Annotated in this window: 23 protein-coding genes and 1 pseudogene; 16 read left to right on the top strand and 8 right to left on the bottom strand. The window is 59.5% G+C overall.

Annotated elements, in window-relative coordinates:
- Positions 1-23: 23 nt before the first annotated feature.
- The 6 genes from HMPREF2849_RS07710 (at position 24) to HMPREF2849_RS07685 (ending at position 5,744) form a co-directional block, all read left to right on the top strand.
- Complete coding sequence (locus tag HMPREF2849_RS07710; protein ID WP_048732921.1) at positions 24-632, top strand: ECF transporter S component; 609 nt, start codon at positions 24-26, stop codon at positions 630-632.
- An 8-nt stretch (positions 633-640) separates the two neighbouring features.
- Positions 641-2,257: an ABC transporter ATP-binding protein gene (locus HMPREF2849_RS07705; RefSeq protein ID WP_070862840.1), complete on the top strand. Its 1,617-nt coding sequence runs from the start codon at positions 641-643 to the stop codon at positions 2,255-2,257.
- 44 nt (positions 2,258-2,301) lie between these two features.
- The gene (locus HMPREF2849_RS07700) at positions 2,302-3,072 is read left to right on the top strand and encodes an energy-coupling factor transporter transmembrane component T family protein (protein WP_049172749.1); all 771 of its coding nucleotides are present in this window, start codon (positions 2,302-2,304) and stop codon (positions 3,070-3,072) included.
- Between the two features lie 19 nt (positions 3,073-3,091).
- Positions 3,092-3,607, top strand: coding sequence for a nucleoside/nucleotide kinase family protein (locus tag HMPREF2849_RS07695; protein ID WP_049193649.1), 516 nt, complete (start codon positions 3,092-3,094; stop codon positions 3,605-3,607).
- Entirely contained in the window at positions 3,607-4,452 is an 846-nt protein-coding gene (locus HMPREF2849_RS07690; RefSeq protein ID WP_070862839.1) for a YdcF family protein, read from the top strand. The genes HMPREF2849_RS07695 and HMPREF2849_RS07690 overlap by 1 nt, the downstream gene beginning before the upstream one ends.
- Before the next feature lie 107 nt (positions 4,453-4,559).
- Entirely contained in the window at positions 4,560-5,744 is a 1,185-nt protein-coding gene (locus HMPREF2849_RS07685; RefSeq protein ID WP_070856325.1) for an acyl-CoA dehydrogenase family protein, read from the top strand.
- Between the two features lie 383 nt (positions 5,745-6,127).
- On the opposite strand, the pseudogene HMPREF2849_RS11360 reads toward HMPREF2849_RS07685, so the two are convergent.
- The 5 genes and pseudogenes from HMPREF2849_RS11360 to HMPREF2849_RS07665 form a co-directional block, all read right to left on the bottom strand.
- Positions 6,128-6,259, bottom strand: a pseudogene (locus HMPREF2849_RS11360) (amidohydrolase); the annotation flags it as partial.
- 14 nt (positions 6,260-6,273) lie between these two features.
- Positions 6,274-6,771, bottom strand: a complete 498-nt coding sequence (locus HMPREF2849_RS07680) for a hypothetical protein (protein ID WP_070862838.1) — start codon at positions 6,769-6,771, stop codon at positions 6,274-6,276.
- 107 nt (positions 6,772-6,878) lie between these two features.
- Entirely contained in the window at positions 6,879-7,490 is a 612-nt protein-coding gene (locus HMPREF2849_RS07675; RefSeq protein ID WP_070862837.1) for a suppressor of fused domain protein, read from the bottom strand.
- Between the two features lie 30 nt (positions 7,491-7,520).
- Positions 7,521-8,165: a ribonuclease FAU-1 family protein gene (locus tag HMPREF2849_RS07670; RefSeq protein WP_070862836.1), complete on the bottom strand. Its 645-nt coding sequence runs from the start codon at positions 8,163-8,165 to the stop codon at positions 7,521-7,523.
- Between the two features lie 96 nt (positions 8,166-8,261).
- A complete protein-coding gene (locus tag HMPREF2849_RS07665) occupies positions 8,262-8,954 on the bottom strand; it encodes an Rv1157c family protein (RefSeq protein WP_016422388.1) in 693 nt (230 codons plus the stop codon).
- 635 nt (positions 8,955-9,589) lie between these two features.
- Between HMPREF2849_RS07665 and typA the strand changes: the two genes are divergently transcribed.
- From typA to HMPREF2849_RS07630, 7 genes are all read left to right on the top strand, one after another.
- Positions 9,590-11,503 carry a translational GTPase TypA gene (gene typA, locus HMPREF2849_RS07660; protein ID WP_016422389.1) on the top strand — a complete coding sequence of 638 codons (1,914 nt, stop codon included), beginning with the start codon at positions 9,590-9,592 and terminating at the stop codon, positions 11,501-11,503.
- Positions 11,504-11,585: 82 nt separating this feature from the next.
- The gene (locus HMPREF2849_RS07655; protein WP_070862835.1) at positions 11,586-13,730 is read left to right on the top strand and encodes an ABC transporter family substrate-binding protein; all 2,145 of its coding nucleotides are present in this window, start codon (positions 11,586-11,588) and stop codon (positions 13,728-13,730) included.
- Positions 13,731-13,738: 8 nt separating this feature from the next.
- On the top strand, positions 13,739-14,692 hold the full coding sequence (gene mshB, locus HMPREF2849_RS07650; RefSeq protein ID WP_069358855.1) for an N-acetyl-1-D-myo-inositol-2-amino-2-deoxy-alpha-D-glucopyranoside deacetylase: 954 nt from the start codon (positions 13,739-13,741) through the stop codon (positions 14,690-14,692).
- Positions 14,685-15,206 (top strand): hypothetical protein, encoded by a 522-nt coding sequence (locus tag HMPREF2849_RS07645; RefSeq protein WP_069358854.1) that lies wholly within the window; start codon positions 14,685-14,687, stop codon positions 15,204-15,206. The genes mshB and HMPREF2849_RS07645 overlap by 8 nt, the downstream gene beginning before the upstream one ends.
- A gap of 232 nt (positions 15,207-15,438) precedes the next feature.
- Positions 15,439-15,762, top strand: a complete 324-nt coding sequence (gene fdxA / locus HMPREF2849_RS07640) for a ferredoxin (RefSeq protein WP_069358853.1) — start codon at positions 15,439-15,441, stop codon at positions 15,760-15,762.
- A 54-nt stretch (positions 15,763-15,816) separates the two neighbouring features.
- Positions 15,817-16,944 carry a succinyldiaminopimelate transaminase gene (gene dapC / locus HMPREF2849_RS07635; protein ID WP_069358852.1) on the top strand — a complete coding sequence of 376 codons (1,128 nt, stop codon included), beginning with the start codon at positions 15,817-15,819 and terminating at the stop codon, positions 16,942-16,944.
- 90 nt (positions 16,945-17,034) lie between these two features.
- The gene (locus HMPREF2849_RS07630; protein ID WP_069358851.1) at positions 17,035-17,976 is read left to right on the top strand and encodes a pseudouridine synthase; all 942 of its coding nucleotides are present in this window, start codon (positions 17,035-17,037) and stop codon (positions 17,974-17,976) included.
- On the opposite strand, the gene dapD is transcribed toward HMPREF2849_RS07630, so the two are convergent.
- From dapD to HMPREF2849_RS07615, 3 genes are all read right to left on the bottom strand, one after another.
- The gene (gene dapD / locus HMPREF2849_RS07625) at positions 17,973-18,944 is read right to left on the bottom strand and encodes a 2,3,4,5-tetrahydropyridine-2,6-dicarboxylate N-succinyltransferase (protein ID WP_049190052.1); all 972 of its coding nucleotides are present in this window, start codon (positions 18,942-18,944) and stop codon (positions 17,973-17,975) included. The genes HMPREF2849_RS07630 and dapD overlap by 4 nt on opposite strands.
- A 116-nt stretch (positions 18,945-19,060) precedes the next feature.
- Complete coding sequence (locus HMPREF2849_RS07620) at positions 19,061-20,464, bottom strand: amino acid permease (protein WP_275451916.1); 1,404 nt, start codon at positions 20,462-20,464, stop codon at positions 19,061-19,063.
- Positions 20,465-20,587: 123 nt separating this feature from the next.
- Complete coding sequence (locus tag HMPREF2849_RS07615) at positions 20,588-21,580, bottom strand: 2,3,4,5-tetrahydropyridine-2,6-dicarboxylate N-succinyltransferase (RefSeq protein WP_038628339.1); 993 nt, start codon at positions 21,578-21,580, stop codon at positions 20,588-20,590.
- An 83-nt stretch (positions 21,581-21,663) separates the two neighbouring features.
- Between HMPREF2849_RS07615 and HMPREF2849_RS07610 the strand changes: the two genes are divergently transcribed.
- The 3 genes from HMPREF2849_RS07610 (at position 21,664) to HMPREF2849_RS07600 (ending at position 24,593) form a co-directional block, all read left to right on the top strand.
- A complete protein-coding gene (locus tag HMPREF2849_RS07610; RefSeq protein ID WP_242451379.1) occupies positions 21,664-22,554 on the top strand; it encodes a hypothetical protein in 891 nt (296 codons plus the stop codon).
- Positions 22,555-22,559: 5 nt separating this feature from the next.
- On the top strand, positions 22,560-23,696 hold the full coding sequence (gene dapE, locus HMPREF2849_RS07605; protein WP_070429516.1) for a succinyl-diaminopimelate desuccinylase: 1,137 nt from the start codon (positions 22,560-22,562) through the stop codon (positions 23,694-23,696).
- A gap of 69 nt (positions 23,697-23,765) precedes the next feature.
- Positions 23,766-24,593, top strand: coding sequence for an LOG family protein (locus HMPREF2849_RS07600; protein WP_070429515.1), 828 nt, complete (start codon positions 23,766-23,768; stop codon positions 24,591-24,593).
- The last annotated feature ends 44 nt before the right edge of the window (positions 24,594-24,637 follow it).

The following is a 24,637-nucleotide window of genomic DNA, read 5'->3' as shown; positions in this document are numbered from 1 at the left end:
AAAGAAAAATAGGAGCAAGTGGGATGACGCAATCGGCGAGTGCAGCGCGCGCTAACTTCTCGTGGCGCAATATTGACATCATCATTGCAGCTGTTATCGGCGTGGCCGTTGGCCTGATTTTTGTTATCTGGAACATCATCGGCGGTGCGGGCTATGAAGCAGTCAACGCGCTTACTCCTGGTCTTGGCGGTTTGGTCGCTGGTATGTGGTTCCTCGGTGGTCCGCTCGGCGCGTACATCATTCGCAAGCCGGGTGCCGCTATCTTCGTCGAGGTAATCGCAGCGACGGTTTCAGCACTGATCGGTAACCAGTGGGGTATCTCCACCCTGTACTCAGGTTTGGCGCAGGGGCTCGGCGCGGAGCTGGTGTTCCTCATTTTGGCGTATAAGAGCTACAACCTGGTCACCGTGGTTATCTCGGGTCTCATGGCAGGTGTCGGCGCGTGGACTTTTGAGCTTTTCACCGGCAACCTGGCCAAGACTTTCGAATTCAACGTCATCTACCTGATCTCCACGGCGCTGTCGGGTGCCGTCCTCGCCGGTCTGCTGGCTTACTTCCTGGCTAAGGCACTGGCGGCAACTGGAGCGCTGGATCGTTTTGCCATCGGGCGAGAGCGGCACGACGACGTCTAGGAAAATCGATGACAGATGAGGCGTTGACGCGGGGGCCGTCGTCAAGCGGAAATGTCCCTGCGGTGAGCGCGCGGGGGTTCGGATATCGGCACGCGGGGCGCAAAGCTGCGGTACTGAACGACATCACGCTGGACATCGAGCGCGGTGAAAAGGTGCTGTTGCTCGGCGCGTCGGGGATGGGGAAGTCGACGCTGCTCGCCGCTATTGCTGGCGTGCTTGGCGACGACTCCGATGGCGAAGCCACCGGAAAGCTCCTGATTGAAGGTCGTACTCCTGCTTCCGCACGGGGTTCGGTGGGCTTGGTGCTGCAAGACCCTGACTCGCAGACGATTAGTGCTCGCGTTGGCGACGATGTTGCCTTTGGTGCGGAAAACCTGGGCGTTGCCCCAGCTGAGAATGGCAACCGAGTGCGCGCCAGCCTGGATTTGGTGGGGCTGGATTTGCCGCTGGATCATCCCACGCACAGACTTTCGGGTGGGCAGAAGCAGCGCCTCGCATTGGCAGGTGTGCTGGCAATGGGCGCACGGGTCATTTGTTTGGACGAGCCGACGGCCAACATCGACCCGGCCGGTGTGCCGGTACTACGCGATGCTGCGATTACCGCGGCGGAGAGGACCGGTGCGGCACTGATTGTGGTCGAGCATCGAGTGGATGCGTGGGTCGATGTGGTCGACCGCATCATCGTGCTGGGCCGCGGAGGTGTGATTGCCGATGGTGCACCGCATCGGGTCTTGGAAGACCACGGGCAAGCTCTGACGGATGCTGGGGTGTGGATTCCGGGAGCTCCGCCTGCGCTGCCGGACGCGCGTTCAGTTGCCCGCGACCAGGACGGGCACCCTAGCGGTGACATCGCGATCGAAACCCGTGGGCTGGACATCGGCTATGGCGCGAAGAAGTCGTGGTTCCGCGGTGGCGAAAATGTTGATCCGATTGCTCGCGATGTATCCGTTTCTATTCCATCTGAAGCTTCCACCTGCATTGTTGGTCACAATGGCAGCGGGAAGTCCACGTTAGCGCTGACGCTCGGCGGCCTGCTTGAGCCGATGGCGGGCACGGTCCAAGTGGCCGGCAGCGGTAGTGCGCCGTGGAAATGGCCGTCGAAGAAGTTGGCTACTCGGATTGGCACGGTGTTCCAGGACCCCGAGCATCAATTTGTCACTGGCACAGTGCTGGAAGAGTTGCAGCTTGGCCCCAAGCTTGTCGGTGTCAACGCTGATCAGCGCATCGAGGAATTACTTGAGCGGCTGCGGCTAACGGCTCTGACCAAGGCGAATCCGTTCTCGCTGTCCGGCGGTGAGAAGCGACGTCTGTCGGTGGCGACAATGCTGGCGACAGCGCCGGATATTGTGCTTCTCGACGAACCGACGTTCGGCCAAGACCGCCGGACATTCACCGAGCTGCTCACTTTGCTTCGCCAGCTTGCTGACGACGGCCGAACTGTTATCTCGATTACCCACGATCCATTGGTGGTACAAGCGATGGGGGACTACGTCATCGACATGGATTCGTTTCATCCGGAGCGGTCAGGCCGTGCGGCGCCGGGACAGCGTGGTTCAGGGGAGCAGGCCGGTCCGAGCCGCACTAGCGGTGCGCGCGGCCAGGGCGAAGCAGGAGGGAAATCGTGACTGAAGTCGGTTCCGCCGGTACGGCTGAAGGTACGCAGAGCGCCATTTCGAGTAAGCAGCCTTTCCTCGCGACGGTCAACCCGGTGGCGAGAGTACTGGGCCTATTCTTGCTCACCACACCGCTGCTGATTTCCATCGACTGGGTCTCCGCAGTGGTTGCGCTTGTCTGCACGCTTTTCTTGGTGCCGCTGTCGGGTTTGGGTTTTCGTCGTTTTCTAGGACGCAGCCTGCCACTTCTTATCGCCGCGCCCATCTCGGGCATCTCGATGGCGCTCTACGGCAACCCGGAGGGCAAAGAGTATTTCTCCTTCCTGCTTGCGCATGTGACGGATAATTCCATTTCCCTGGCCATCGCGATCATGTTGCGTGTGCTGGCTATCGGTACTCCAGTTGTCGTGTTGACAGCCAATATCGACCCCACCGATCTGGGCAATGGGCTGGCGCAGATTCTCAAGCTGCCCAGCCGGTTTGTGCTGGCAACGGTGGCGAGTTTGCGGCTCGTCGGCCTATTCATCAGCGATTGGCAGGCGCTGACCCGAGCCCGTCGAGCACGCGGTTTGGGTGACCACGGCGCAATCCGCCGCACTATTTCTCAGGTGTTCGCTCTGCTGGTGTTCGCGCTGCGCCGCGGCACCAAACTGGCTACAGCCATGGAAGCCCGCGGCTTTGGCGCACCGATTAAGCGTACGTGGTGGCACACCTCGACATTGGCCGCGCGTGACTATGTCACCATGGCCGCCTGCCTTGCCATCGCCGTCGCAGCAATCGGTATTTCCGTGTGGGCCGGGGAGTTCCGCTTCCTGGGTGTGGCGTAGCAAAGGCGTTTCGATCACGATGATTCTGCTTATCGATGGCCGTTCCGGCAGTGGCAAAACCACCTTTTCGGCAAAGTTGCACAGTATCCTCGGTTGGCCAGTTATCCACTTGGAGGATGTATATCCGGGCTGGTCCGGTCTGCAGAAAGCATCGGCCGCAGTTGCGGAGACCATTTTGAACCCCGCTCTACCGGCCGATGAGCGCGGGTATCGCCGGTGGGACTGGTACGCCAGTGAATTCGCCGAGTGGGTCCCCACGCCACCGGACTCCTCGCTCATCGTCGAAGGCTGCGGCGCTGTCACTGAAGCTAACCTTGCCGCTGCCCGCGCCATCGGCGACGGCAACGCCTGGGGAGTCTGGGTAGAGCTGGACACACAGACTCGATTTGCCCGTGCCATGGCTCGCGACGACCACTTCGAGGAACACTGGGACATGTGGGCCGAGCAGGAATCCCAGCATATGGCGAAGCACAATCCGCAACAGCTCGTCGACTGGACCATCAACGTCCCAGAACAGTTAACGTGGAAGCTCTGATGAGAAAAACACTCGCGTGCCTCGGTGCAGGCTTCGGTTCCATGCTCCTCGTCGGCGGACTACGCGTCGCCGCTAATTCGGAGCTACGCCCACCACGCCTGCCCAATCGCAGACCTCCGCGGTGGGTTCTTCCCACAGTAGGTGCCGCGTGGACACTGGCCAGCTGCCGCGCCTACTACGCTCGCGCATCGCATCGCTTGACGACGCCCCTGCTCGCCGGCCTCGCAGTACCAGGAGCCGCAGCGATCGTTTTCGAGGCCGTTCGCCTTCGATGTGCAGCCCAAAAACCAACTCTGCCGCCACACACCGTGGTTGTACTGGGATGCGGATTGAAGAACAATCGGCCCTCGGCCCTGCTGGCCAGAAGATTACAGCGAGCAGTCTCAGCGTGTGATGAGCGTACCGAGCGAATCATCTGCTCCGGTGGGGTCGGCAGTGAAGCGGTGACAGATGCCACCTGCTCCGAAGCGGACGCCATGGTGGAGTGGTTGGAGGCGAACGCTGGGGACGTCGTAAAGCGCGGCGACATCGAGTTGATCCCCGAGGACCAATCGACGAATACGTCGGAAAACATTGACTATGCGTGCGAATGGATGCGCGGCATGGACGGTGCGTTGAGCGCTGGAACGGTTGTTGTGACCAGTGATTTTCATGCGCCACGGGTAGCGAAGCTCGTGCGCGAACGGGGGCTGGAATCCTGGTGTGTCGTCGGAGCCTATACGCCGTTAAGGTACTGGGCGACATCGCTGCTGCGAGAATTCCTAGCGCAGTTTATTCTGTGGGCGCCGCGCGGCAACGCGAGAATTTTACGAATTTCGCGGGTGCAACAAAGTGTTAGCCACTAGTATCAAACGAAGATAATTACGTCGTGCGGTGATAGTGCTGCGTAGAAATGCGTAGAGCGCGATATCGACCACGACATCGGAATCATTAAATCGGGAGGAACACCCACATGGCTTTGACCCCAGGATTCGACCTGTTCCAGCTGCCAGAGGAGCACCAGGAGCTCCGCGCCGTTATCCGTGATCTGGCGGAGAAGCAGATTGCTCCGTACGCAGCGGACGTCGATGAGAACGAGCGTTTCCCGGAGGAGGCCCTGAAGGCTCTCAACGAGGCTGGCTTCAACGCCGTCCACGTGCCGGAGCAGTTCGGTGGTCAGGGTGCGGACTCGGTTGCGGCCTGCATCGTTATTGAGGAAGTTGCTCGCGTCTGTGGCTCGGCTTCTCTTATCCCGGCTGTGAACAAGCTGGGCACCATGGGCCTGATCCTCAAGGGCTCCGACGAGCTGAAGAGCAAGGTCCTGCCGGACATCGCCAACGGTGAAATGGCTTCCTACGCGCTGACTGAGCGCGAGGCTGGTTCCGATGCCGGTTCCATGAAGACCCGCGCTGTCCGTGAGGGCGATGAGTGGGTCCTCAATGGTTCCAAGTGCTTCATCACTAACGGTGGCCGCTCCACTTGGTACACCGTCATGGCTGTCACCGACCCGGAGAAGGGTGCTAACGGCATCTCCGCATTCATGGTTCACAAGGACGACGAAGGCTTCCGCGTCGGTGGCCTGGAGCACAAGCTGGGTATCAAGGGCTCCCCGACCGCGGAGCTGTACTTCGAAAACTGCCGTATCCCGGCTGACCGCATCATCGGCGAAGAGGGCACCGGTTTCAAGACCGCCCTGGAGACCCTGGACCACACCCGCCCGACTATTGGTGCACAGGCACTGGGTATTGCGCAGGGTGCTTACGACTACGCTGTCGGTTACGTGCAGGAGCGTCAGCAGTTCGGCAAGCCGATTGCTGCTTTCCAGAACACCCAGTTCATGCTGGCTGACATGCGTATGAAGATTGACGCTGCTCGCCTCATGGTCTACACCGCAGCCGCTAACGCTGAGCGTGGCACTGCTGAGGGCGGCGCTCGCCTGGGCATGATGGCCGCAAACGCCAAGGCTTTCGCCTCCGACGTTGCTATGCAGGTCACCACTGATGCCGTGCAGCTGCTCGGCGGTTACGGCTTCACCCGTGACTTCCCGGTTGAGCGCATGATGCGTGACGCCAAGATCACCCAGATCTACGAGGGCACCAACCAGATTTGCCGCATGGTCGCAGGTCGCCAGATCCTCGCAGACGCACAGAAGCGCTAATTACCAGCGCAAACGCTAAGCCCTCGCTACCAAGGCGGGGGCTTTTTCATGCCGCCACATCACCCAGAATTTGTCTATTAACCCCAATGCGAGTTACCGACTGCGTTTATGTTTGGCGACCGCGAGCCAATGCGAGTTACCGACTGCGTTTATGACAAAAATGGCCCGAAAAACGGCTTCAAAGTGTCATAAACTCGCACAGTTTCACATTTGCAGCCCGTAAGTTTTTGGGTTAAGTAGCAAGAAGCATGTCCGGTCGGCGTGTGGCAGGGCATAAGGTTTGTCTCTTAACCCCAGGTTTTCGGCCGTCCTGCACGAGTCCGGCACCACACCATCCACCAGCTCGCCAGCAGCCGCACGCATCAGCCTCGCTAATCACACCCTCATTTCGCCAACCAAGCACAGGCAGCTACAACGATTGCCTCTGCTCCCCGGTCAAGAGTGGGGTGGAGCTCAGGGATGAAAGCTGGGTTGTGGTTGCCAACAGCGCTGCTCTCATCCGCGAAGCCGCCGAGCCACTGAGAGCTGCCTACGTCGTCACAAAGAACTTCTGGTTTCGCTCGCCGCGGTAGGACTGGGCGGTTGCAGTTGCGGCGATGATAGAGGCAACGATCAGCAGGCCAGCTGTAATCAAACCGAGCACCGACGAGTCTCCGGAGCGTATCTGGGAAATCGTTCCGACCAGAGTCATTGATGCATTAATGACAAAAACTGCCGCCGCCACGGACAGCACCGTGCGCGCTGCAGTCGATCCTTCAAGGAGTTTGCCGGCAAGCCACCAGCACGCAATCGCCGTTGCCGTCTGCGCGATAATCGCGAACGCGAAGCTCACGGCCAAGCTGGTCTGTGCAGCAGAAACCTCGATGTTGTTGGCCTTTGCCGCTTCCGTAACAGTCGCATCCCATTTCAATAGGGAACTGACCACGGTGAGGATTAGCGCTGGGACGTAAACATATACCGCCAGCCGCCACCACCGAAAGGACTGCGCCGCATGGAAAGGAACGTCTTTAGCCGAATTGACTGTCATAACTCCACACTCTAAACCACGCTATCGCGGCGCGAAACGTCACTGCTAGGTTGCACTTATCGCTTGCCGACGAGCAGATAACCGGCAACCATCACAAAAGCTAACTTTTATGCAGCGCTGGTGCGGTGCGGGTCGGTGAAGTCGACACCTTGGGTTTCCCACACGCGACGCAGTTCGTCAACGCCCTTAGCCCGAGCAAGGGCAAATTCGTTGGTCGTGGCCGGGACCGGCTGGAAGATTGTGACTTCGGTTTCCTCCACCGCGACCGGCGGGATTTCTGCCTTGAGAAGCACAAAACCGGTGAAGCGCGACTGATCCCACAGTGGCTGGCCGAAGTCAATAAGTGCCCCCTCGGTCAGGACGAGGCCTTCGATGCTTGGGGAAGCGGCAAGAATACCCAGCGGGCGGATGACTTCGTCCAGTCCACCACGAATAGGCAAGATGAGTTCGGCACGCGGGCCAGAGTTGGTGTCCACCACCATTGCGGACGGATCTTGCATCGCCTCGGCACTGCAGCCCAGTGTCGCGTAGGTGACGATCCGGTCTGTGTCAGGCCCGAAGCGAAGCATCTTCAGTGGCGCAGAGCCAAGGAAGGTCAGCTGGGCTTCGCCGGGGTCGGACTCTTCAAAGTAGGAGGTAAATGCTGCTCGGACGGCTTTGATAATCGCATTGCTATCAGGGCCGGTGGGAGGAATGGGGCCGGTTAAGTTATCGAACACGGGCGGTACTCCTTTGTTGAGGTGGTAGGTCTAGGCCGCAGGCGAAAGCTCAACGGCATCAGCCCACGTCGCATCGAGGTTCAAAGTCTGCATCCACGCATCAATGTTGTCACCGTGTGCAGCGATTGCGGCGCGTGCAGTCAGTGTGGTCTCGATAGCGAACTCGGTGAGTTCATCGCTAATCAGTCCCTGAGTATGAGCCGCGACGAGCTCGTCGACATCTTCAACTCGAATCTGTGTGGCCGCATCGCCAGGTAGGGGAGCTATGGCCTCAGCGTCGGTCGGTGCCTGCAGGATGTCGAGATACAAATCGGTCATACGCCAGCACTGCGGATCAGTTCGGTCGATGCTGACAATATCGACGTAGCGTTGGTGTTCCACCTTCACGCCCGGGCGGAAGTGATAAATGCTGATGCGCAACCCTTCGTCGGCAAGCAGGAATGACTCAAGATATCCAAACTTTGGATGATCCATCCCACGGCGCATATAAAGGCGGCTGGGAGTGAGAGATCGGAACTCGTCGACATTGCGCCGAAAGCCCTTGGGGTCGGTGTTGACCATTTCACGTAGGTCAAAGGTCTCGACTTTCGGAGGATGTGTGTCCTGACTCGAGCGGATTGGGGAGAGTGCAGGAGCTGCCGCGGTCGAAGCCGAAGTGGCCGGTGAAGTGGACATGCGAATACCTTAACGTGTAGGGGTTGCCTTTTTGGGCATAGAAAAGCCCTTTCTGCATACGTGATGCAAAAAGGGCTAGGGGAGAACTAGAAAAACTTAGTTCAGGCCGACCGGGAAGACACCGGCGGTCGGGGTGTAGCTGCAGTTGGTCGGACCAGGCTCTTCCTGAGTGGTGATACCGCCCTGCATGACAGCGATGACCACGCCCTTGCCCGTGTCAGCGGTGCCGTTGACAGCGCCCGGGCCCTCCTCGGCGTTGATGCCGTTGTTCTCCAGGGTGGTCTTGCCGTACTTGCCGTTAGCAACGTTGACCCAGTAGACATTCATCTCTGTGTCCTGCTGCTTAGCCAGCTGCTTGGTGCCCAGGCCAGTGAAAATGAAGCCAAGCTGGTTTTCTGGAACACCTGGCAGAGGCAGGTCTGCCGGGCCCGGAACGGTAGTGGCCAGGCCGAAGGAACGACCTTCGCCGCCGATGCACTTGTCGGCAACAGTAGGCAGCAGGAACTGGTTGGTCTTCGGGGCACCTTCCGGAACCTTGAAGCCCGGCTCGCCCTCGCCCTCACCAGTCAGGAAGTCAATTCCCTTGTTCAGTGCGCTGGAAATTTCCTCAGGAACGCCTGGGGAGTTAATGATGTCGCGCGCGTTGCCGTAGAGATTCGGCGAAGCGATGTTCAGGGAGTCCAGCGACGGGGAAGCAGAAGCGGCGGGAGTCATGCCCGCAGTGAGAATTGCAGCTGCACCCAAGGTCGCTGCGGCACGGCGCAGGAAAGAGCGTCCAGTCGAAACCACGGTGAAGAACCTCTCATTCGTGGGCTATTGGAGTCGGAATCAAAATTTCGGAATCGTTGCTCATCTTAGAACGACTCCAACGGGAATTGGAAAGATTTGAAAAAGAAATGTTCAGAATCTTCTCAGGAGATTAACGCACGGATTCTCGCGTGTCGCAAGTTAATTAGAGTGATTTGTGATGTAGAACGAGATGATTGTGACAATTGAGGCGCAATGCGTACGCATGGGGTTAATGGTGTTTCGCAGCGTGTAAGCGGGTGAAGTCAAGTCTCTTCCCGTGGGGTTACAGCTATGACATTTAGTCACATCTACCACACGGTGGGCTGAGAGATTGCCGTCGTGAAGCGTTGTGGCGCTGGCGGATATGCCGTTATGGCTGTCGGTAAAGCGGGGGTGCAGTAAGGGGGTAATTTATCCCTAAGGGTGGCGCGGCAGTGCCACTTTGCATGACGGATAGGTGCTCGGGGTTGCGAGAATCTCTGCCAGATGTGCAGGGGCATTAAGAAGGAGTACACTGTAGAACGCTTTATTACGCGTTGATGCGGGGCGTTAAAGGCAGTCGTAAAGACAGTCCTTTAGAGCAAGGCCGTATCTTTTTCTTTTAGTCCTCTTAGCTTGTTAGGAGCTATCCGCCTGTGAGCGATACCGAGTTCCGTAATGTCGCCATTGTCGCACACGTCGACCATGGCAAGACCACTCTCGTGAACGCCATGCTGGAGCAGTCCGGCGTTTTCAGCGACCACGAAGAAGTTGCAGACCGAGTGATGGACTCTGGTGACCTTGAAAAGGAAAAGGGCATCACCATCTTGGCGAAGAACACCGCTATTCGCCGAAAAGGTGAGGGCAAGAACGGCGAAGACCTCATCATCAACGTCATTGACACCCCTGGTCACGCCGACTTTGGTGGCGAGGTGGAGCGCGCACTGTCCATGGTTGACGGTGTCGTGCTGCTGATCGACTCCTCTGAAGGTCCGCTGCCGCAGACCCGCTTCGTCCTGGGCAAGGCGCTTGCTGCCTGCATGCCGGTGATTATCGTGGTCAATAAGACTGACCGCCCAGATGCGCGTATCGACGAGGTTGTCGAGGAAGCACAGGATCTGCTGCTCGAGCTAGCCTCCACCCTGGAAGACCCGGAAGCTGCTGAGGTCGCTGAGCGCAACCTTGAGCTGCCGGTTCTCTATGCCTCTGGTCGTGCCGGTAAGGCTTCTACCGAGAACCCGGGTAACGGCAACTTGCCGGAGTCTGAGAACCTGCAGCCGCTGTTCGACGTCATCACCGAGGTGCTCCCGGAGCCGTCCGCTGAGATTGATGCCCCGCTGCAGGCGCAGGTTACCAACCTGGACTCCAGCTCCTTCCTCGGTCGAATTGGTCTGATTCGTATCCATAAGGGCCGTATCCGCAAGGGACAGCAGATTTCGTGGATTCATTACGACTCCGAGGGCAATGAGCATGTCAAGAATGCGAAGGTCGCGGAGCTGCTGCGTACCGTCGGCGTGACCCGCGTACCTGCTGAAGAGGCCATTGCTGGTGACATCGCCGCTATCTCCGGTATCGACGAGGTCATGATCGGTGACTCTCTCTGTGATGCCGAGCATCCGGACCCGCTGCCGCGCATCCTGGTCGATGAGCCGGCTATTTCTATGACGATCGGCGTGAACACCTCGCCACTGGCAGGCCAGGGTGGTGGCGATAAGCTGACCGCTCGTATGGTCAAGGCCCGCCTGGACCAGGAGTTGATTGGTAACGTCTCGCTGCGCGTGCTGCCGACCGAGCGCCCGGATGCCTGGGAGGTGCAGGGCCGTGGTGAAATGGCGCTGTCCGTTCTGGTTGAAACTATGCGTCGTGAGGGCTTTGAGCTGACCGTCGGTAAGCCGCAGGTTGTTACCAAGACCGTCGACGGCAAGGTTCAGGAGCCGTACGAGCACCTGACCATTGATGTTCCTGAAGAGCACCTGGGTGCTGTCACTCAGCTGATGGCGGCTCGTAAGGGGCGCATGGAGCAGATGGGTAACCAGGGCACCGGTTGGGTGCGCATGGAGTTCCTCATTCCGTCCCGCGGTCTGATTGGCTTCCGCACTACTTTCATGACGGAGACCAAGGGCACCGGTATCGCCAATCACTACTCGGCCGGCTACGGCGAGTGGGCTGGTGAGATTAAGGACCGTCCGACAGGATCGTTGGTGGCTGACCGTACCGGCCAGATCACCGCTTACGCACTGATTCAGCTTTCTGACCGCGGCACCTTCTTCGTCGAGCCGGGTGACCAGGCTTACGAGGGCATGGTCGTTGGCCAGAATCCGCGTGATGAGGACATGGACATCAACATCACCAAGGAAAAGAAGCTGACCAATATGCGCGCAGCCTCGGCTGATGCGACCGTGACTCTGGAGAAGGCGCACAAGCTTTCCCTCGATGAGGCTATGGAGTTCTGTGGTGCTGACGAGTGCGTTGAGGTCACCCCGGAGGGCATTCGCGTACGCAAGCAGATCCTCAGCGCCACCGATCGCGCTCGCGCTCGTTCCCGCGCGAAGGCCATGAATAAGAAGTAATTCGGGTTGGTAGGGGACTGGGCCACCTGAAAACCAGTCTCGGGGTAACTGACTCGGTCAGGTGTCGAGTAATCTCGTGGATATGTTTATTCGCAGCCGTCGTCACGCAGCTTCTCGTCGATTTTTCGTAGCATCGACACTCTGCGTGACGGCGGCTTTGGCGTCTTCGTGCATGGCTCGCCCCTCGGACGCTCCGACTGTGCCCGGGCAGCAGGAAGCGCCGGTGCAGCAGGAAGACACCGCTGACCAGGCCAAAAAGATGCGTGAAGTCACGGTCGGTGTCGACGAGTTTGTCGAAGGCTTCAATCCGCATTTGCTTGCCGACGTCTCCCCGGTGACCAGCCTGGTAGCGCGACTGACACTGCCTAGTGTTTTCACCCCTGCGCCGGTAGAGGGCGAGGCTGGTGACGCTAGTGCCGCCGCGCAAGCTCCCGGAGTGGTGGATAACGCTGCCAATGCTCGCTCGGCAGGAGCTCCCCAATGGCTTCTCAACTCCGACTTGCTGGATTCCGTGCAGGTCATCGAGAGTGATGACAGCAAAGACGGTGACGCCAGAAACGGAGCTGGAAACGGGAAAGCGGCCGATGTTGACATCACGGATCCGACGGTAGCGGCAGAGCATGTCCGCTACCGCATTCGAAAAGGGGCGCAGTGGAGCGATGGCACGCCAATCAGTGGCGAGGACTTCCGCTACCTATTTTCCCAAGTCACGTCCACGCCAGGATCGCTGGATACGGCGACTTATGAGCTGATTAAATCCATTGATGTCTCCGACGGTGGCCGTCAGATTGATGTGACGTTCACTCAGCCGATTACGCATTGGCAGCGCCTGTTTGCACATCTCTTGCCAGCGCATTTGATGCGGTCGAACACTGATGGTTTTTCCGAAGGGCTGGCCAGCCGTTTCCCGGCCTCCGGTGGGCAGTACACCGTCGAGTCGATGGATGTCGGCCGCAACATCATTCGACTGGTTCGAAATGACCGCTACTGGGGTGAGCAGCCAGCAGCCTCGGAGGTTATTACGCTGCGTGCCATGCGTAGTGCCATCGATGGTGCGGAGCAACTGCGTTCGAAGCAGATCCAGGCCGTGCAGGTCCGTCCGACGGAGACGTCTGAGCTGACGTACGGTCTGATCCCCGGTGTTGCTGAGTTCTTCCATGAGCCCAACCGGGAACTGGTTTTCAGTACCAACCTCGCGTCGAGCAGGCTTGCCGACGAATCCGTCCGCCGGGCCATTCTGAACACCATCAACGTTGCACAGGTCTCAGAGGTGGCCACCGGGCGCCGAATCGCAGGTGGCTCTGGTGACGGTCGTGACCAGGAGAAAACCGAGGCGCCACAGGCCGGTTTTACTGAGGACAATCCGCTACGAATCGGCATCATTAGCGACGGTATAGCGGCACGCGCTGCGGCTTTTGCGGTCGCTGACCAGTTGACTGCAGCTGGTATCCCCGCCACCGTTGTTTCGTATTCACCGGCGGACATGCTGCGTTCTTCGTTGCCCTACGGAACCGTCGATGCCGTGGTGGCATGGGCAGAGCAGCCCAATTCCGTCCAGGCGGCCCGGGAACGCTATGCGTGTACGGAAGGCTCGATCAGTTCGCTACCGCCGAAGGACCTGGACGAAGCGGGCGCAGAGTCGGCTGCTGAGTCTGAGTCCGAGTCTGATTCTGAGCTCGTCGATAGTTCGACAAGGCCTGCGCCAAGTGGAGATCGGGAAAAGAGTGCTGAAGAGCAGGGCTCGTTGGACGGGACAACACCATCTGAACAGTCCAAATCTTCTACCTCAGCGGAGCCGGCTGACCTAAATGGAGTACCAGTTGCTCCGAAATCGGCTGCTCGGAGCGAGAATCTCTCCGGTCTTTGTGACCCACAGATTGATGAGCTGCTCGCTCCCGACAGTTCTGCGTTGCCCGCTGAACTCGCCGATATCATTGCTGGCCACAGTATCGAGCTGACCTTGGTGAAAGACGGCTTGCTGACGGTGGTCAGCCCGGAAATTACAATTACCGGGAGGAGGGACTCTTCGCAGTGGACCGATGACCCAGTGTTGGGCCGCCTCGGTGTTCTGGGCGAGGTTCGCCGTGTCTCGACACAGAGTGGGGCTCGAGAATCGTCTGAGAATTCTCAGACGAGAGATAATCCGCGCGAAGATACAGAGCAGGACGGTTCGGGTCAGAACCAAGATGGCCGCGATAACATCGACCAGGAGAACAAGGGGAAGTAAGAAAGTCCGTGAAGTTACTTTTTGTTCACGCACATCCAGATGACGAGTCCATTTGGACAGGTGGTTTGATTGCGGCTGCCGCGCGTTCCGGAGCGTCGGTAAGCGTAGTGACCTGCACGATGGGCGAGCTGGGAGAGGTCATCGGTGCGCCGTACCAGGGGCTAGTTGCTGATGAAGCCGACCAGTTGGGCGGTTTCCGCGTCGCCGAGTTGCGCTCGGCGCTGCGTGCGTTAGGCGCCAACGGTCCTGATAACGCGCCGCGGTTCCTCGGCGGCGCTGGACGTTGGCGTGACTCCGGGATGGCCGGTGACAAGGGCAATGAGCATCCGCGTGCCTTCGTGAACTCAGGTGATGAGGCGGTCGCCCAGCTTCGCACCATCCTCGATGAGCTGCAGCCAGACCTGGTCATTACCTACGACGCCGATGGTGGCTATGGGCATCCGGACCACATTCGTGCGCACGATATCACTGTCGCGGCGTGCGGAAATCGCTTTCCGACGCTGTGGGCGGTCACCGATCGTGAGGCAATGGCGGCGGGGCTGGATGCCATTACCGTGGTACCGGAGAGCTGGCAGTCGTGCGATGTCGACGACTTCGCCACCGTGACTGGCCATTTCGAGGTTCAGCTGGATGACGCCGCTGTGGCTGCCAAGGTTGAGGCCATGCGCGCGCATGCGACGCAGGTGTGGTTCGCCGATGGTTCCGTCAGCGAGGTTAATCCGGATGCTGTCTATGGGCAGACCGATGGCTCTGGTCGTGCGCGAGCCGTCTGGGCGTTTTCCAATTTGCTGTGTCAGCCGGTGACACCGACTGAGGCATACCGTTTTGGTACGGCGACCGCTGCGTCCCTGGAAGAGCTGGGGGAGCTGGTGAATATCCAATTACCGCCAGAGCCGGTAGCGAGCGTCGACTCTGTACCGAGCGTGGATCTGGAAGCGGAGGGGAGTGCGGACGATGAGTAACCCTCAGCCTCACGAAAGCGAAGACTTGATTAACGCTGCTGGCGGAAAGTTGAAGAACGAGCGCTTGAGTATTGAAAAGCGCACATTCGGGGATGAGCGCTATTGGGGTGACCCGGAACGTTCGCAGCCACGCGAGAACTTCCATCAGGGGGAGGTCACAGTAGCGCTAGTCTGGCTGTCGCTGGCTGCGTTGGCAGCGTTGGTGATTGAAGTAGTTTTCCTCGGAGTGTGGATTACCATCGGCTCGGTTGCTATTCCGTTGCCGTGGACCATTCCGCTGGCCTATATTGCCAATCTGATTATCACCAACACAGCGTTGCTGTGGACACGCGATCGCTCCAAAGCTGCAATTCCGACTGTCATCTGGGTGCTGGGCTTTGCAGGCATTCTGCTGTGGGCAGTGCTGCCCTTCGGTGGGGACTTGGCAATGGGGCAGTGGTTGCGAACAGTGCTGCTGCTTGTTTGCGGTGTGCTGGGCGGTGCCTGGCCACTGCGCCATCTGCGGGCACTCTAGCGAAAACCGCAGCGGATACTGCAGGAGACGGTGAGGAATTGATACAGGGCAGGCCCGCATCAATGTGGCTCTTTCTGGAGCCAGTTGAAAACAACACCCACGTTGGGTGTAGACTCCAATCTGAATATACCGCTCTGTCTATTTTGCTCTGTTTCTCGTCGGAACGGCATAATCGACAGATAGCGAAAGCCTCATCCCATATCTTGTGAGAAAGGTTCTTAAACCTAAAACCATGACTTACATCATTGCCCAGCCATGTGTTGACGTCCTCGACCGTGCCTGTGTTGAAGAGTGCCCGGTTGACTGCATTTACGAGGGCAAGCGCATGCTCTACATTCATCCTGATGAGTGCGTGGACTGTGGCGCTTGTGAACCGGTCTGCCCAGTCGAGGCCATCTTCTACGAGGACGATGTTCCGGATGAGTGGGTTGAATTCATCGATGCGAATGTCGACTGGTTCGATGAGTTGGGTTCCCCGGGTGGTGCCGCCAAGCTCGGCCCCCAGGACTTCGATGTGCCATTCGTGGCAGCTCTGCCGCCGCAGGCAGAAGAATAAAACCACAGATGATTAAACCTATTTCTTTTCCCGGGAAGGACTTCATCACCGCCCATGTCAGCTGCCCGTAAGCGCGTAACTCCCGGTTCTCTTTTGCCTCAGTTTCCGTGGGATTCTCTCACGCAGGCGAAAGCCACTGCGGCTGCGCATGAAGAGGGCATGGTCAATCTCTCGGTCGGCACACCGGTCGATGAAGTCGCTCCGATAATTCGGAAGGGCCTTACCGAAGGTGCTGCCGCACCGGGTTACCCTCAGACCGTCGGCACGCCTGAGCTACGTGCTGCGATTGTTGCAGCGATGGCGCGGCGCTACGGCGTGACGGGACTGGAGTCAGCGGTCAATGGCGGCAATGTGCTTCCGGTCATCGGCACCAAGGAAGCGATTGGCTGGCTTCCCTTCCTCCTCGGCGTAGGCGCGGGGCACACCGTCGTCATCCCCGAGCTGGCATATCCCACCTACGAGGTCGGCGTTCGCATCGCAGGCGCTGAGCTGCTGCGTGCGGACTCGCTGACGCAAATCGGCCCCGCCTCGCCGACGCTGATGTTCATCAATTCCCCGGGCAACCCCAACGGCAAGGTCCTCGGTGTTGAACACCTGCGCAAGGTGGTTGAGTGGGCGCGTGCTCGGGACGTCGTTGTCGCCTCTGACGAGTGCTACCTGGGGCTCGGTTGGACTGAACAGCCAGTCAGTATTCTCGACCCGCGAGTGTGCGACGGTGATTTCACCAACCTGCTGGCTATTCACTCGCTGTCCAAGACGTCGAACATGGCGTCGTACCGCACCGGCTGGTTCGCTGGCGACGCGGACCTCATCGCCGAGCTGGTTTCCGTGCGCCGTCACATGGGGCTGATGATGCCGGGACCCATCCAGCACGCCACGATCGCCGCGCTTAACGACGACTCCCACGAGGCCGAACAAAAGCAGCGATACTGTGACCGCCGTGAGATTCTGCATGATGCACTGGTAGCCGCAGGTTTTCGTATCGATGACTCCGAGGGCGGGCTCTATCTGTGGGCTACGCGCGGGGAAGACTGCTGGCAGACCGTTGATTGGCTGGCCGAACGCGGCATTTTGGTCGCGCCGGGTAGCTTCTACGGCCCCAAGGGTGCGCAGCACGTGCGGGTGGGGCTCACAGCAACGCTCAACGACATCGAAGTGGCGGCGGCGCGTATTCGCGGCTAGCCCCGGCCAGATGTGCTGGCCCGCGTAGGCCGAATGCTGCAAACGGTGCCGACATCGGCATAGACCAAATCATGAAAAAGGGAGTGTGCCGTGGGACGTGCCGCAGGCAATCGAGATGCGTGGTGGGGCCTTGAGAAGAACCGTCAGGCAGCGCAAGTCGATGCCGCCGCTCACGAGCGCGAGGAGTACATCCCCTTTGAGCCGGCAATCGTGGCCGACACCGATGAGTTTCTGGTCGTAGACAAGCCACCTTTTCTGCCGGCGACTCCCAATGGCCGCATCGTGGCCAATACCGTGCAGGAGCGACTGCGACGTAGTCTCGGGGAACCGGAGATAGTGGCCGTTCACCGCCTGGATCTTCTGACCAGTGGGCTGCTGTTGCTTTCCCGGAATCCGGCTACCCGTGCGCGCTACCAGCAGCTTTTCCAAAACCAGGAAATCACCAAAGAATACGAATGCCTCACCGTGATGCCCGATGATTGGCATGTGGGGGAAACCAGGGATGTCACGCTTCTGCTCGATCCCAACCCGGCGGGGCGCGGAGTAAAAGTCGTGGAGACCGACGATTTCGCTCGCGCTGCCGCGAAGAATCCCAAGTTCAAGCTCGCACGCACAACCGTGACCTTCCTCGGCCGAGTAGCCGCGGACATCGGCGATGTGCTGGCGAACAGCCATGGCGGTGGTGCGACCAGCACCAGCATTCCGCTGCACGCAGTCGGCTGTGGTTGTGGGCATTGCGGCAGCCGCATGCAGGTGGGGCACTGGCGGCTACAGCCCCATACGGGCCGCACGCATCAGCTGCGGGCGACGATGGACTGGCTAGGCTATCCCATCCTCGGTGAGGATACCTATGGCCGGGAAGCGGGGGCGCAGGGGCCGTCGGCAAGCGCGAGTGGAGTGCCAAAGTACACGCCGCAGTTGCGATTGACGGCGACCGCGCTGGCCTTTGTCGACCCCGTCACTGGTGAGCGACGTGCCTACCGGAGCGCGCGGACTATCGCGGCCCCGGCAGACGTGCCGACGACCCCTTAGTTAGCGTGCAGCTCCGCGCTGAGCTTCACCTTTTCGGCAGCCCACGGCACAACCTCGACTGCACCAGAGAGCGAGTTGCGGCGGAAGAGCATATTCGATCCGCCCGAGAGCTCGCGGGCCTTGAGCGTCTTCTTCACACCGTCTAGGGCAACGTGGCACTTGGTGCCGGCAGTGATGTAGAGCCCGGCTTCGAGTACGCAGTCATCGCCGAGCGAGATGCCGAGTCCAGCGTTCGCACCGAGTAGGCATCGCTTGCCGACGGACACAACTTCCTTACCTCCACCGGATAGTGTGCCCATGATGGACGCACCACCGCCGATATCGGAGCCGTCGTCGACGACGACCCCCTGAGAGATACGGCCTTCCACCATGGAGTGTCCAAGCGTGCCTGCGTTGAAGTTGACGAAGCCCTCGTGCATGACTGTGGTGCCCTCTGCGAGGTGGGCGCCTAGGCGTACGCGGTCAGCGTCACCGATGCGGACTCCGGTGGGAGTGACGTAGTCGACCATGCGGGGGAATTTATCGATGGAGTAGACGGTGACAGGCCCGCGGCGCGACAGCTTGGCTCGGGTTACCTCGAAGCCTTCGACAGCACAGGGGCCAAAATTCGTCCACACCACATTGTTGAGCTTGCCGAAGATGCCGTCCAGGTTGATGCTGTTGGGGGTGGCCAGGCGGTGGGACAGCAAATGGAGGCGCAGGTAGGCATCGATGGTGTCAACTGGTGCGTCATCGAGTGAAGCGATGGTAGCTGTGACCAGATGGCGGGTGGTGCCGCGGTCCGCATCGGCTACGGCCAGATCTGTGAGGTAGGTGAAATCTTCAGGCAGTGCGTCGGCGTCGATGGTTCCGGTCGTGGTGGAGGTTGCCACGCCCTCTTCGATGAGCTTGGGGGCGGGGAACCAGACGTCGAGAACAGTATCGTTGTTAAAAGTGGCAATGCCGGTAGCTTGTGCTCCAAATTTCATGGAAAACAGGCTACCGGCATATCCCTATCTATGAAAAGTGTTCCGCAAATGTGTAGCAAGGAAGTGTTCGGATAGGGGTAGCAGGGTGGTTAGACCCTGCAATTAATTGTCATGGGCTAGTTGCTTTCGCTGGACTCGAGAGCCTCGCGGGCCGCGGTGCGGCTCTTCTTAGTCAGTGCAGCGAGTACCGCGAGGAACGCAGTGACACACACAACGGCGATAACCTGCTGGCGAGCACCAGGATCGGTGAGCATGCCAACAGCGAGGCCCAGGATCAGGATGACCGCTACCCAGGACAGTGCCGGGTAGGCCCACATGCGAACGGAAAGCTCGTTGTTGGCCTCCATCTGCGGGCGCAGCTTAATCTCGGACAGGGCGATAACCAGCCAGATCACCAGCAAGCAGCCGCCGACAGCGTTCAGCAGGAAGACCAGGACACTCGAGCCGTCGAAGACAACCTGCAGGCCAACAGAGACGAAGGCGAAGACCATCGACATGATGACCGCACGGTTCGGAACTGCGTGCTCATTGGTGTGGGCGAAGAAGCGCGGTGCCTCACCGCGGGTGGACATCGAGTAGACCAGGCGAGAGGTGGCGTAAATCTGAGCGTTGAATGCGGACAGCAGCGCCAGAACGATAATGGCCTCCATGAAGCCAACCGCACCTGGAATGTTCGCCTGCTTTAGAACCTGGGTGAACGGCGACTCAGCTGCGGAGTCAGCGCCGTCGATCTGGGAGTACGGCAACAGCAGGATGATGACGGTCACGCAGCCCAGGTAGAACACAGAGATGCGGAAGATTACCGAGCGGACAGCAGCAGCGATGGAGCGCTGCGGATCCTCGGCCTCAGCAGCGGCAATCGTGACAATCTCGATACCGCCGAAGGCGAAGGCCACAGCCAACAGACCAGCGGCAATGCCGGAAACGCCATTCGGGAGGAATCCGGATTCGGCAATATGCGTCGTACCGACGAAGCTGGTGCCTGGCAGCAGACCGAAGAAAAGAAGAACGCCAATGACCAAGAACGCGATAATCACCGCGACCTTGATGAACGCGAACCAGAACTCAAACTCGCCGAAACCGCGCACATTCGCCAAATTCACTACAGCGAAGAAGACAACACAGATCAGGCCTGGAATCCAGCCCGGAATACCGAACCACGCACCCATGATGGCACCGGCGCCGGTGATTTCAGCACCGAGCACCATGATGAGCATGAACCAGTAGAGCCAACCGAGGACAAAGCCAGCCGAAGAACCAAAGGCCATCTCAGCATAGGTGGAGAAGCTACCCGGTGTCGGGCGGGCAGCGGCCATCTCGCCGAGCATCTGCATGACGAGGACGACAATGAAGCCAGCGATGACATAGGAAATGAGAACACCCGGGCCAGCTGCCTTAATGCCGACGCCCGTACCAAGGAAAAGACCGGCACCGATTGCGGAGCCAAGACCCATCATGGTCAGGTGTCGAACCTGCAGCCCCTTGCCCAGCTGAGATGTCTCGCCGGAGGTGGAGGTAATTTGCGATTCGGTCATGTCGCAAACATTACCTCGCTGATAACAGGGGCAATAACCGTATTACGGGTTTACCCCCATTCACCGTTTCGGGGCCCATTAATGTGCCTTCAAGACACCTAAAGTAGGTTATCCGGCCAGCTCATCCGGCACGTCGGCAAGCTGAGTGAAAGTAGCGGCACCTTCGTCATTGCCCGGGCGTTCCGTGCGGCGGACGCACACTGCCGAGTGGTCCGGGTGATGGTAGAAGTGCATATTGTTGCGGCCGGAGATTTCCCATGCCTGAATACGGCGGTTCTCCGCGGGGACATCGATGGGCGTATCGGGGGCAATGAGGATGCTTCGGTCAATAATGCAGTCATTACCGAGGCTGACGCCGACGGTGCCGGCCGCGATATCGATGTGGCAGCGCTCGCCAACCGTGAGCGGCTTACGCTGACCGGAATCGTCGTGAGCGGCAATGATGGAGGCCGACAGCCCCACCTTCGTGTGCGCACCAATGACAACACCGGAGGATAGACGTCCCTCAATCTTGCATGGGCCCAGAGTGCCCGAGTTCAGCGAGACAAATCCCTCGCGCAGTACTGACGTACCCGGTGCCAGATAAGCGCCCAACCGCACGCGCTCGGCCTCTGCAATGCGGACACCTGCGGGCAGCACATAGTCGACCATGCGCGGCATGCGGTCGATGGCGTAGACGTGAATCAGGCCGCGGACGCGCAAGTGGGTACGCAGTTGCTCGAAGTTGTCCGGCAGGCATGGCCCCTTGTTGGTCCACGCCACGACATGGAGCAGCTCGTAGAGCCCCTTGGTGTTGAGCTGGTGCGGCTTGACCAAGCGGTGGGAGAGCAGATGCAGGCGCAGGTAGGCATCGTGCGGGTCGACAGCCGGCTTGGACAAATCCTCAATAGACGTGCGCACTGCCACCTGCTCCACGCGGCGATCCTCGTCCAAAATCACCTGACGAAGCAGCTGCGGGGTCAAATCAGCGGCGCCGAGCCGGTGAGTGCTCGACTCTACGACCTCATCGCTTAACTGAGGTGCGGGAAACCAAGTATCGAGAACTGTACCGTCCATTGCGATGTTGGCGATTCCCGTAGCGACAGCACCAGATGTAATCATGATTCTTAATATTAGTATCCCTTAGAGGAATCTTCGCGGAAGGATGAACTATGCCCCTAGCTGGCCTTGAAAGCACACAGAAAATGAAGCAGTGGTTCTTAGTTAGCCTCATCATTGCTGTCAGTGTGCTCGGACTCGGCTTCGTCCTGGCCCTGCCGGTGGTCTTCTATGTCGGATTCGCACTGTTGAGTGCTTGGATTCTTGCCGTAGCCAGCTTCTTTGGTTTCGTTTTGCCGCCGCGAGCAATGCCAATTGGCGCAGTCGGTGTGGTGATTGCCGCAGTGGTTGCGCTCATCGCGCCGAACCGTCTGGTGCTGGTTATCGCAGTTGCCATCGCAGTGGGGCTCGGTGGTGGCATGATCGCCCGTCTTCTGCTGGAGCGCAAGAACCGCGATCAGCAGGCACGCATCGACGCTCTGCCGATGTGGGAGCGCGATGAGCTGGGCGATGTCGCCGAAACGCTTCGTCCTGCTTATCGACGAGACATCGATCCCACTCCAGTGCAGCTGCCACATGCAACGGCCAAGATTGTCGCGGCCGTCTGCAAGCCGTTGGCCGGTTCTACAGTGATTGTCAGCACGAATGAGCTGCGTCCGGTGATTGCGGTCTATGGCTCCCGTGTGGCTGTGGTCTATGGACCCGGCGCGGGGGTTGTCGAGGAAGAAAGCGGCAACGGAGAGGTGACCGATAATGCGGGGGAGGAGCGGGCGCTGGGGTCGTCGGCAAGCGAAACTCCGGAGGAAATCATTGCTCAAACTCTCCCGGAAGGAGCGAAAACCCTGGTCTTTGAGGTGGCTGATGGGCTTAAGCGTCCGGCGGAGGGGAGAATTGGTGTGACCTCCGCCGAACCGCATGAGCTGGCGCTGTTCCTCGGCGGTGGCGCGCCTGCCAATGGGGATGCGATCAATGGTCGTGCGGCGCATATTCATCACAAAATTCTGGTTTCGCTGGCGCACAATGGTTTGTACGCTTAATTGATGTGAAATCGAAGTTAAATCTGCTCCAAGATCCTGTAGACCTCACGGCGGCACTGGTGGACATCGAATCGGTGTCCCACAATGAGACCGCGATTGCGGATGCCGTCGAGGTGGCATTGCGTGAGGTCGCGCAGGCAGATGAGTCGATTGAGGTCCTGCGCATCGATAACAACGTGATTGCACGGACTCATCGTGGATTGCCGCAGCGTGTGATTCTGGCCGGACACCTGGATACGGTGCCGACTGCGGACAATGTGCCTTCGACGCGTGGGGTAGACGCGCAGGGAAGAGACACGCTCTTTGGCTGCGGAACTGTGGATATGAAAAGCGGGGACGCGGTCTATCTGCATGCTTTTGCGACGCTAGCGGCAAGCCAGGAGCTGCAGCGCGACCTGACGCTCATCATGTACGAATGCGAAGAGATCGCCGCGGAGTTCAACGGGTTGCGGCACTTGAGTGAGTCGCATCCGGAGCTTCTGACTGGCGATGTCGCTCTGTTGGGCGAGCCCAGCGGCAATGTCATCGAAGCCGGTTGTCAGGGCTCTATTCGCCTGCGTTTGACCGCTCACGGCACACGTGCGCACTCGGCTCGGGCGTGGCTCGGCGACAATGCCGTGCACAAGTTAGCGCCGGTGCTGTCGAGGATTGCCGCCTATGAGCCGCAGACTGTGGACATCGACGGGTTGGCCTACCGCGAAGGGCTCAACGTCGTCTGGCTGGAGGCCGGGGTTGCTACCAATACGCTTCCCGACGAGGCGGTGCTGCGAGTCAACTTCCGATTCGCGCCCAACCGCAGCGCCGATGAGGCCATGGCGCACTTCCGAGAGGTGCTTGGACTCGACGAGTTCGCGCCCGAGGACCTCACCGTCGATGTCGAGGATGTGAGCCCTGGGGCGCTGCCTGGACTGCATGCGGCGGCTGCGAAGGAGTTGGTTGCGGTCGCAGGCGACGTCGTAAAGCCCAAGTTTGGGTGGACCGATGTGGCGCGTTTTTCGGCGCTCGGCATTCCTGCGGTGAACTTTGGCCCGGGTGACCCGGCGTACTGCCACAAGAAGGATGAGCAGATTCCGGTCGAGTGCATAACGGCACTGTGGGAGGATGTGCGGCGGTACTTGACCACCGCGCCGGTGGCTGAGTGAGCCTAGAATCACACCCCACCCTCGCCGAGCGGGTGCGCGTATGTCATTGCTGGCATACATTGTGAGGTTATGAAACCTGTACGTACTCCGTCCCCAGCTAAGCGCCGTGCACTCCGCGGCCCAATCGCGATTCGACAGGCGGGCGAACCGCAGGCGTCTACGACCGACCGCAGGCTGTTGTCACACAATCCGAACACGGACTGGCTGCACAACGATACCTGGCGTGTGCTGCGCATTCAGTCGGAGTTCGTTGACGGCTTTGGTGCGTTGGCGGAGATTCCGCCGGCGGTGACGGTATATGGTTCGGCACGTCTGCCAGAGGATAGCCCTTACTACCAGTGGGGCTTCGACCTGGGCAAGGCGCTGGCGGAGGCGGGTTACGCGACCATCACCGGTGGCGGCCCGGGCATCATGGAAGCCGCCAACCGCGGCTGCTACGACGCCGACGGCCTGTCCATTGGGTTGGGCATTGAGCTGCCGCACGAGCAGCACTTGAATGACTGGGTCGACCTGGGCATGAACTTCCGCTACTTCTTCGTGCGGAAGACCATGTTCCTGAAGTACTCGCAGGCGTTTATTTGCCTGCCGGGCGGTTTCGGCACTCTCGATGAACTCTTTGAGTCACTGGTGATGGTTCAGACCGAGAAGGTGGAAAATCACCCAATCGTGCTGCTCGGCACTGAGTTCTGGTCGGGGCTGGTTGATTGGATGCGTGAGAAACTAGTGGCCATGGAGCTGATTTCTCCGACTGATATGGACCTTTTCCTGGTCACCGACTCCATTGACGAAGCGGTCGAGTACATCGAGGCCGCGCACGAAAAGCTGTTGGAAGAGTGTGAGCCGACCTCTGACGTTTCCGAAAAGCTCCGCCGAGTCCGTCGCTTCAGCGAAAGGTAGGACGCTGTGCGGAGTTTTTATCAGGACTCCGCGGTGCCGACGGT

This window comes from Corynebacterium sp. HMSC073B01, from assembly GCF_001838255.1.
In the GTDB taxonomy this organism is placed as follows: Bacteria; Actinomycetota; Actinomycetes; order Mycobacteriales; family Mycobacteriaceae; genus Corynebacterium; species Corynebacterium jeikeium_D.
The sequence above is the reverse complement of the archived record's forward strand: the minus strand, read 5'-3'. Positions and strand labels throughout refer to the sequence as shown.

Excerpts from the sequence above, each read along its gene's own strand:
- HMPREF2849_RS07710 (WP_048732921.1), top strand. The coding sequence starts at position 24 with ATGACGCAATCGGCGAGTGCAGCGCGCGCTAACTTCTCGTGGCGCAAT.
- HMPREF2849_RS07705 (WP_070862840.1), top strand. The coding sequence starts at position 641 with ATGACAGATGAGGCGTTGACGCGGGGGCCGTCGTCAAGCGGAAATGTC.
- HMPREF2849_RS07695 (WP_049193649.1), top strand. The coding sequence starts at position 3,092 with ATGATTCTGCTTATCGATGGCCGTTCCGGCAGTGGCAAAACCACCTTT.
- HMPREF2849_RS07690 (WP_070862839.1), top strand. The coding sequence starts at position 3,607 with ATGAGAAAAACACTCGCGTGCCTCGGTGCAGGCTTCGGTTCCATGCTC.
- HMPREF2849_RS07685 (WP_070856325.1), top strand. The coding sequence starts at position 4,560 with ATGGCTTTGACCCCAGGATTCGACCTGTTCCAGCTGCCAGAGGAGCAC.
- HMPREF2849_RS07680 (WP_070862838.1), bottom strand. The coding sequence starts at position 6,771 with ATGACAGTCAATTCGGCTAAAGACGTTCCTTTCCATGCGGCGCAGTCC.
- HMPREF2849_RS07670 (WP_070862836.1), bottom strand. The coding sequence starts at position 8,165 with ATGTCCACTTCACCGGCCACTTCGGCTTCGACCGCGGCAGCTCCTGCA.
- HMPREF2849_RS07655 (WP_070862835.1), top strand. The coding sequence starts at position 11,586 with ATGTTTATTCGCAGCCGTCGTCACGCAGCTTCTCGTCGATTTTTCGTA.
- HMPREF2849_RS07645 (WP_069358854.1), top strand. The coding sequence starts at position 14,685 with ATGAGTAACCCTCAGCCTCACGAAAGCGAAGACTTGATTAACGCTGCT.
- fdxA (WP_069358853.1), top strand. The coding sequence starts at position 15,439 with ATGACTTACATCATTGCCCAGCCATGTGTTGACGTCCTCGACCGTGCC.
- dapC (WP_069358852.1), top strand. The coding sequence starts at position 15,817 with ATGTCAGCTGCCCGTAAGCGCGTAACTCCCGGTTCTCTTTTGCCTCAG.
- dapD (WP_049190052.1), bottom strand. The coding sequence starts at position 18,944 with ATGAAATTTGGAGCACAAGCTACCGGCATTGCCACTTTTAACAACGAT.
- HMPREF2849_RS07615 (WP_038628339.1), bottom strand. The coding sequence starts at position 21,580 with ATGATTACATCTGGTGCTGTCGCTACGGGAATCGCCAACATCGCAATG.
- HMPREF2849_RS07610 (WP_242451379.1), top strand. The coding sequence starts at position 21,664 with ATGAAGCAGTGGTTCTTAGTTAGCCTCATCATTGCTGTCAGTGTGCTC.
- HMPREF2849_RS07600 (WP_070429515.1), top strand. The coding sequence starts at position 23,766 with ATGAAACCTGTACGTACTCCGTCCCCAGCTAAGCGCCGTGCACTCCGC.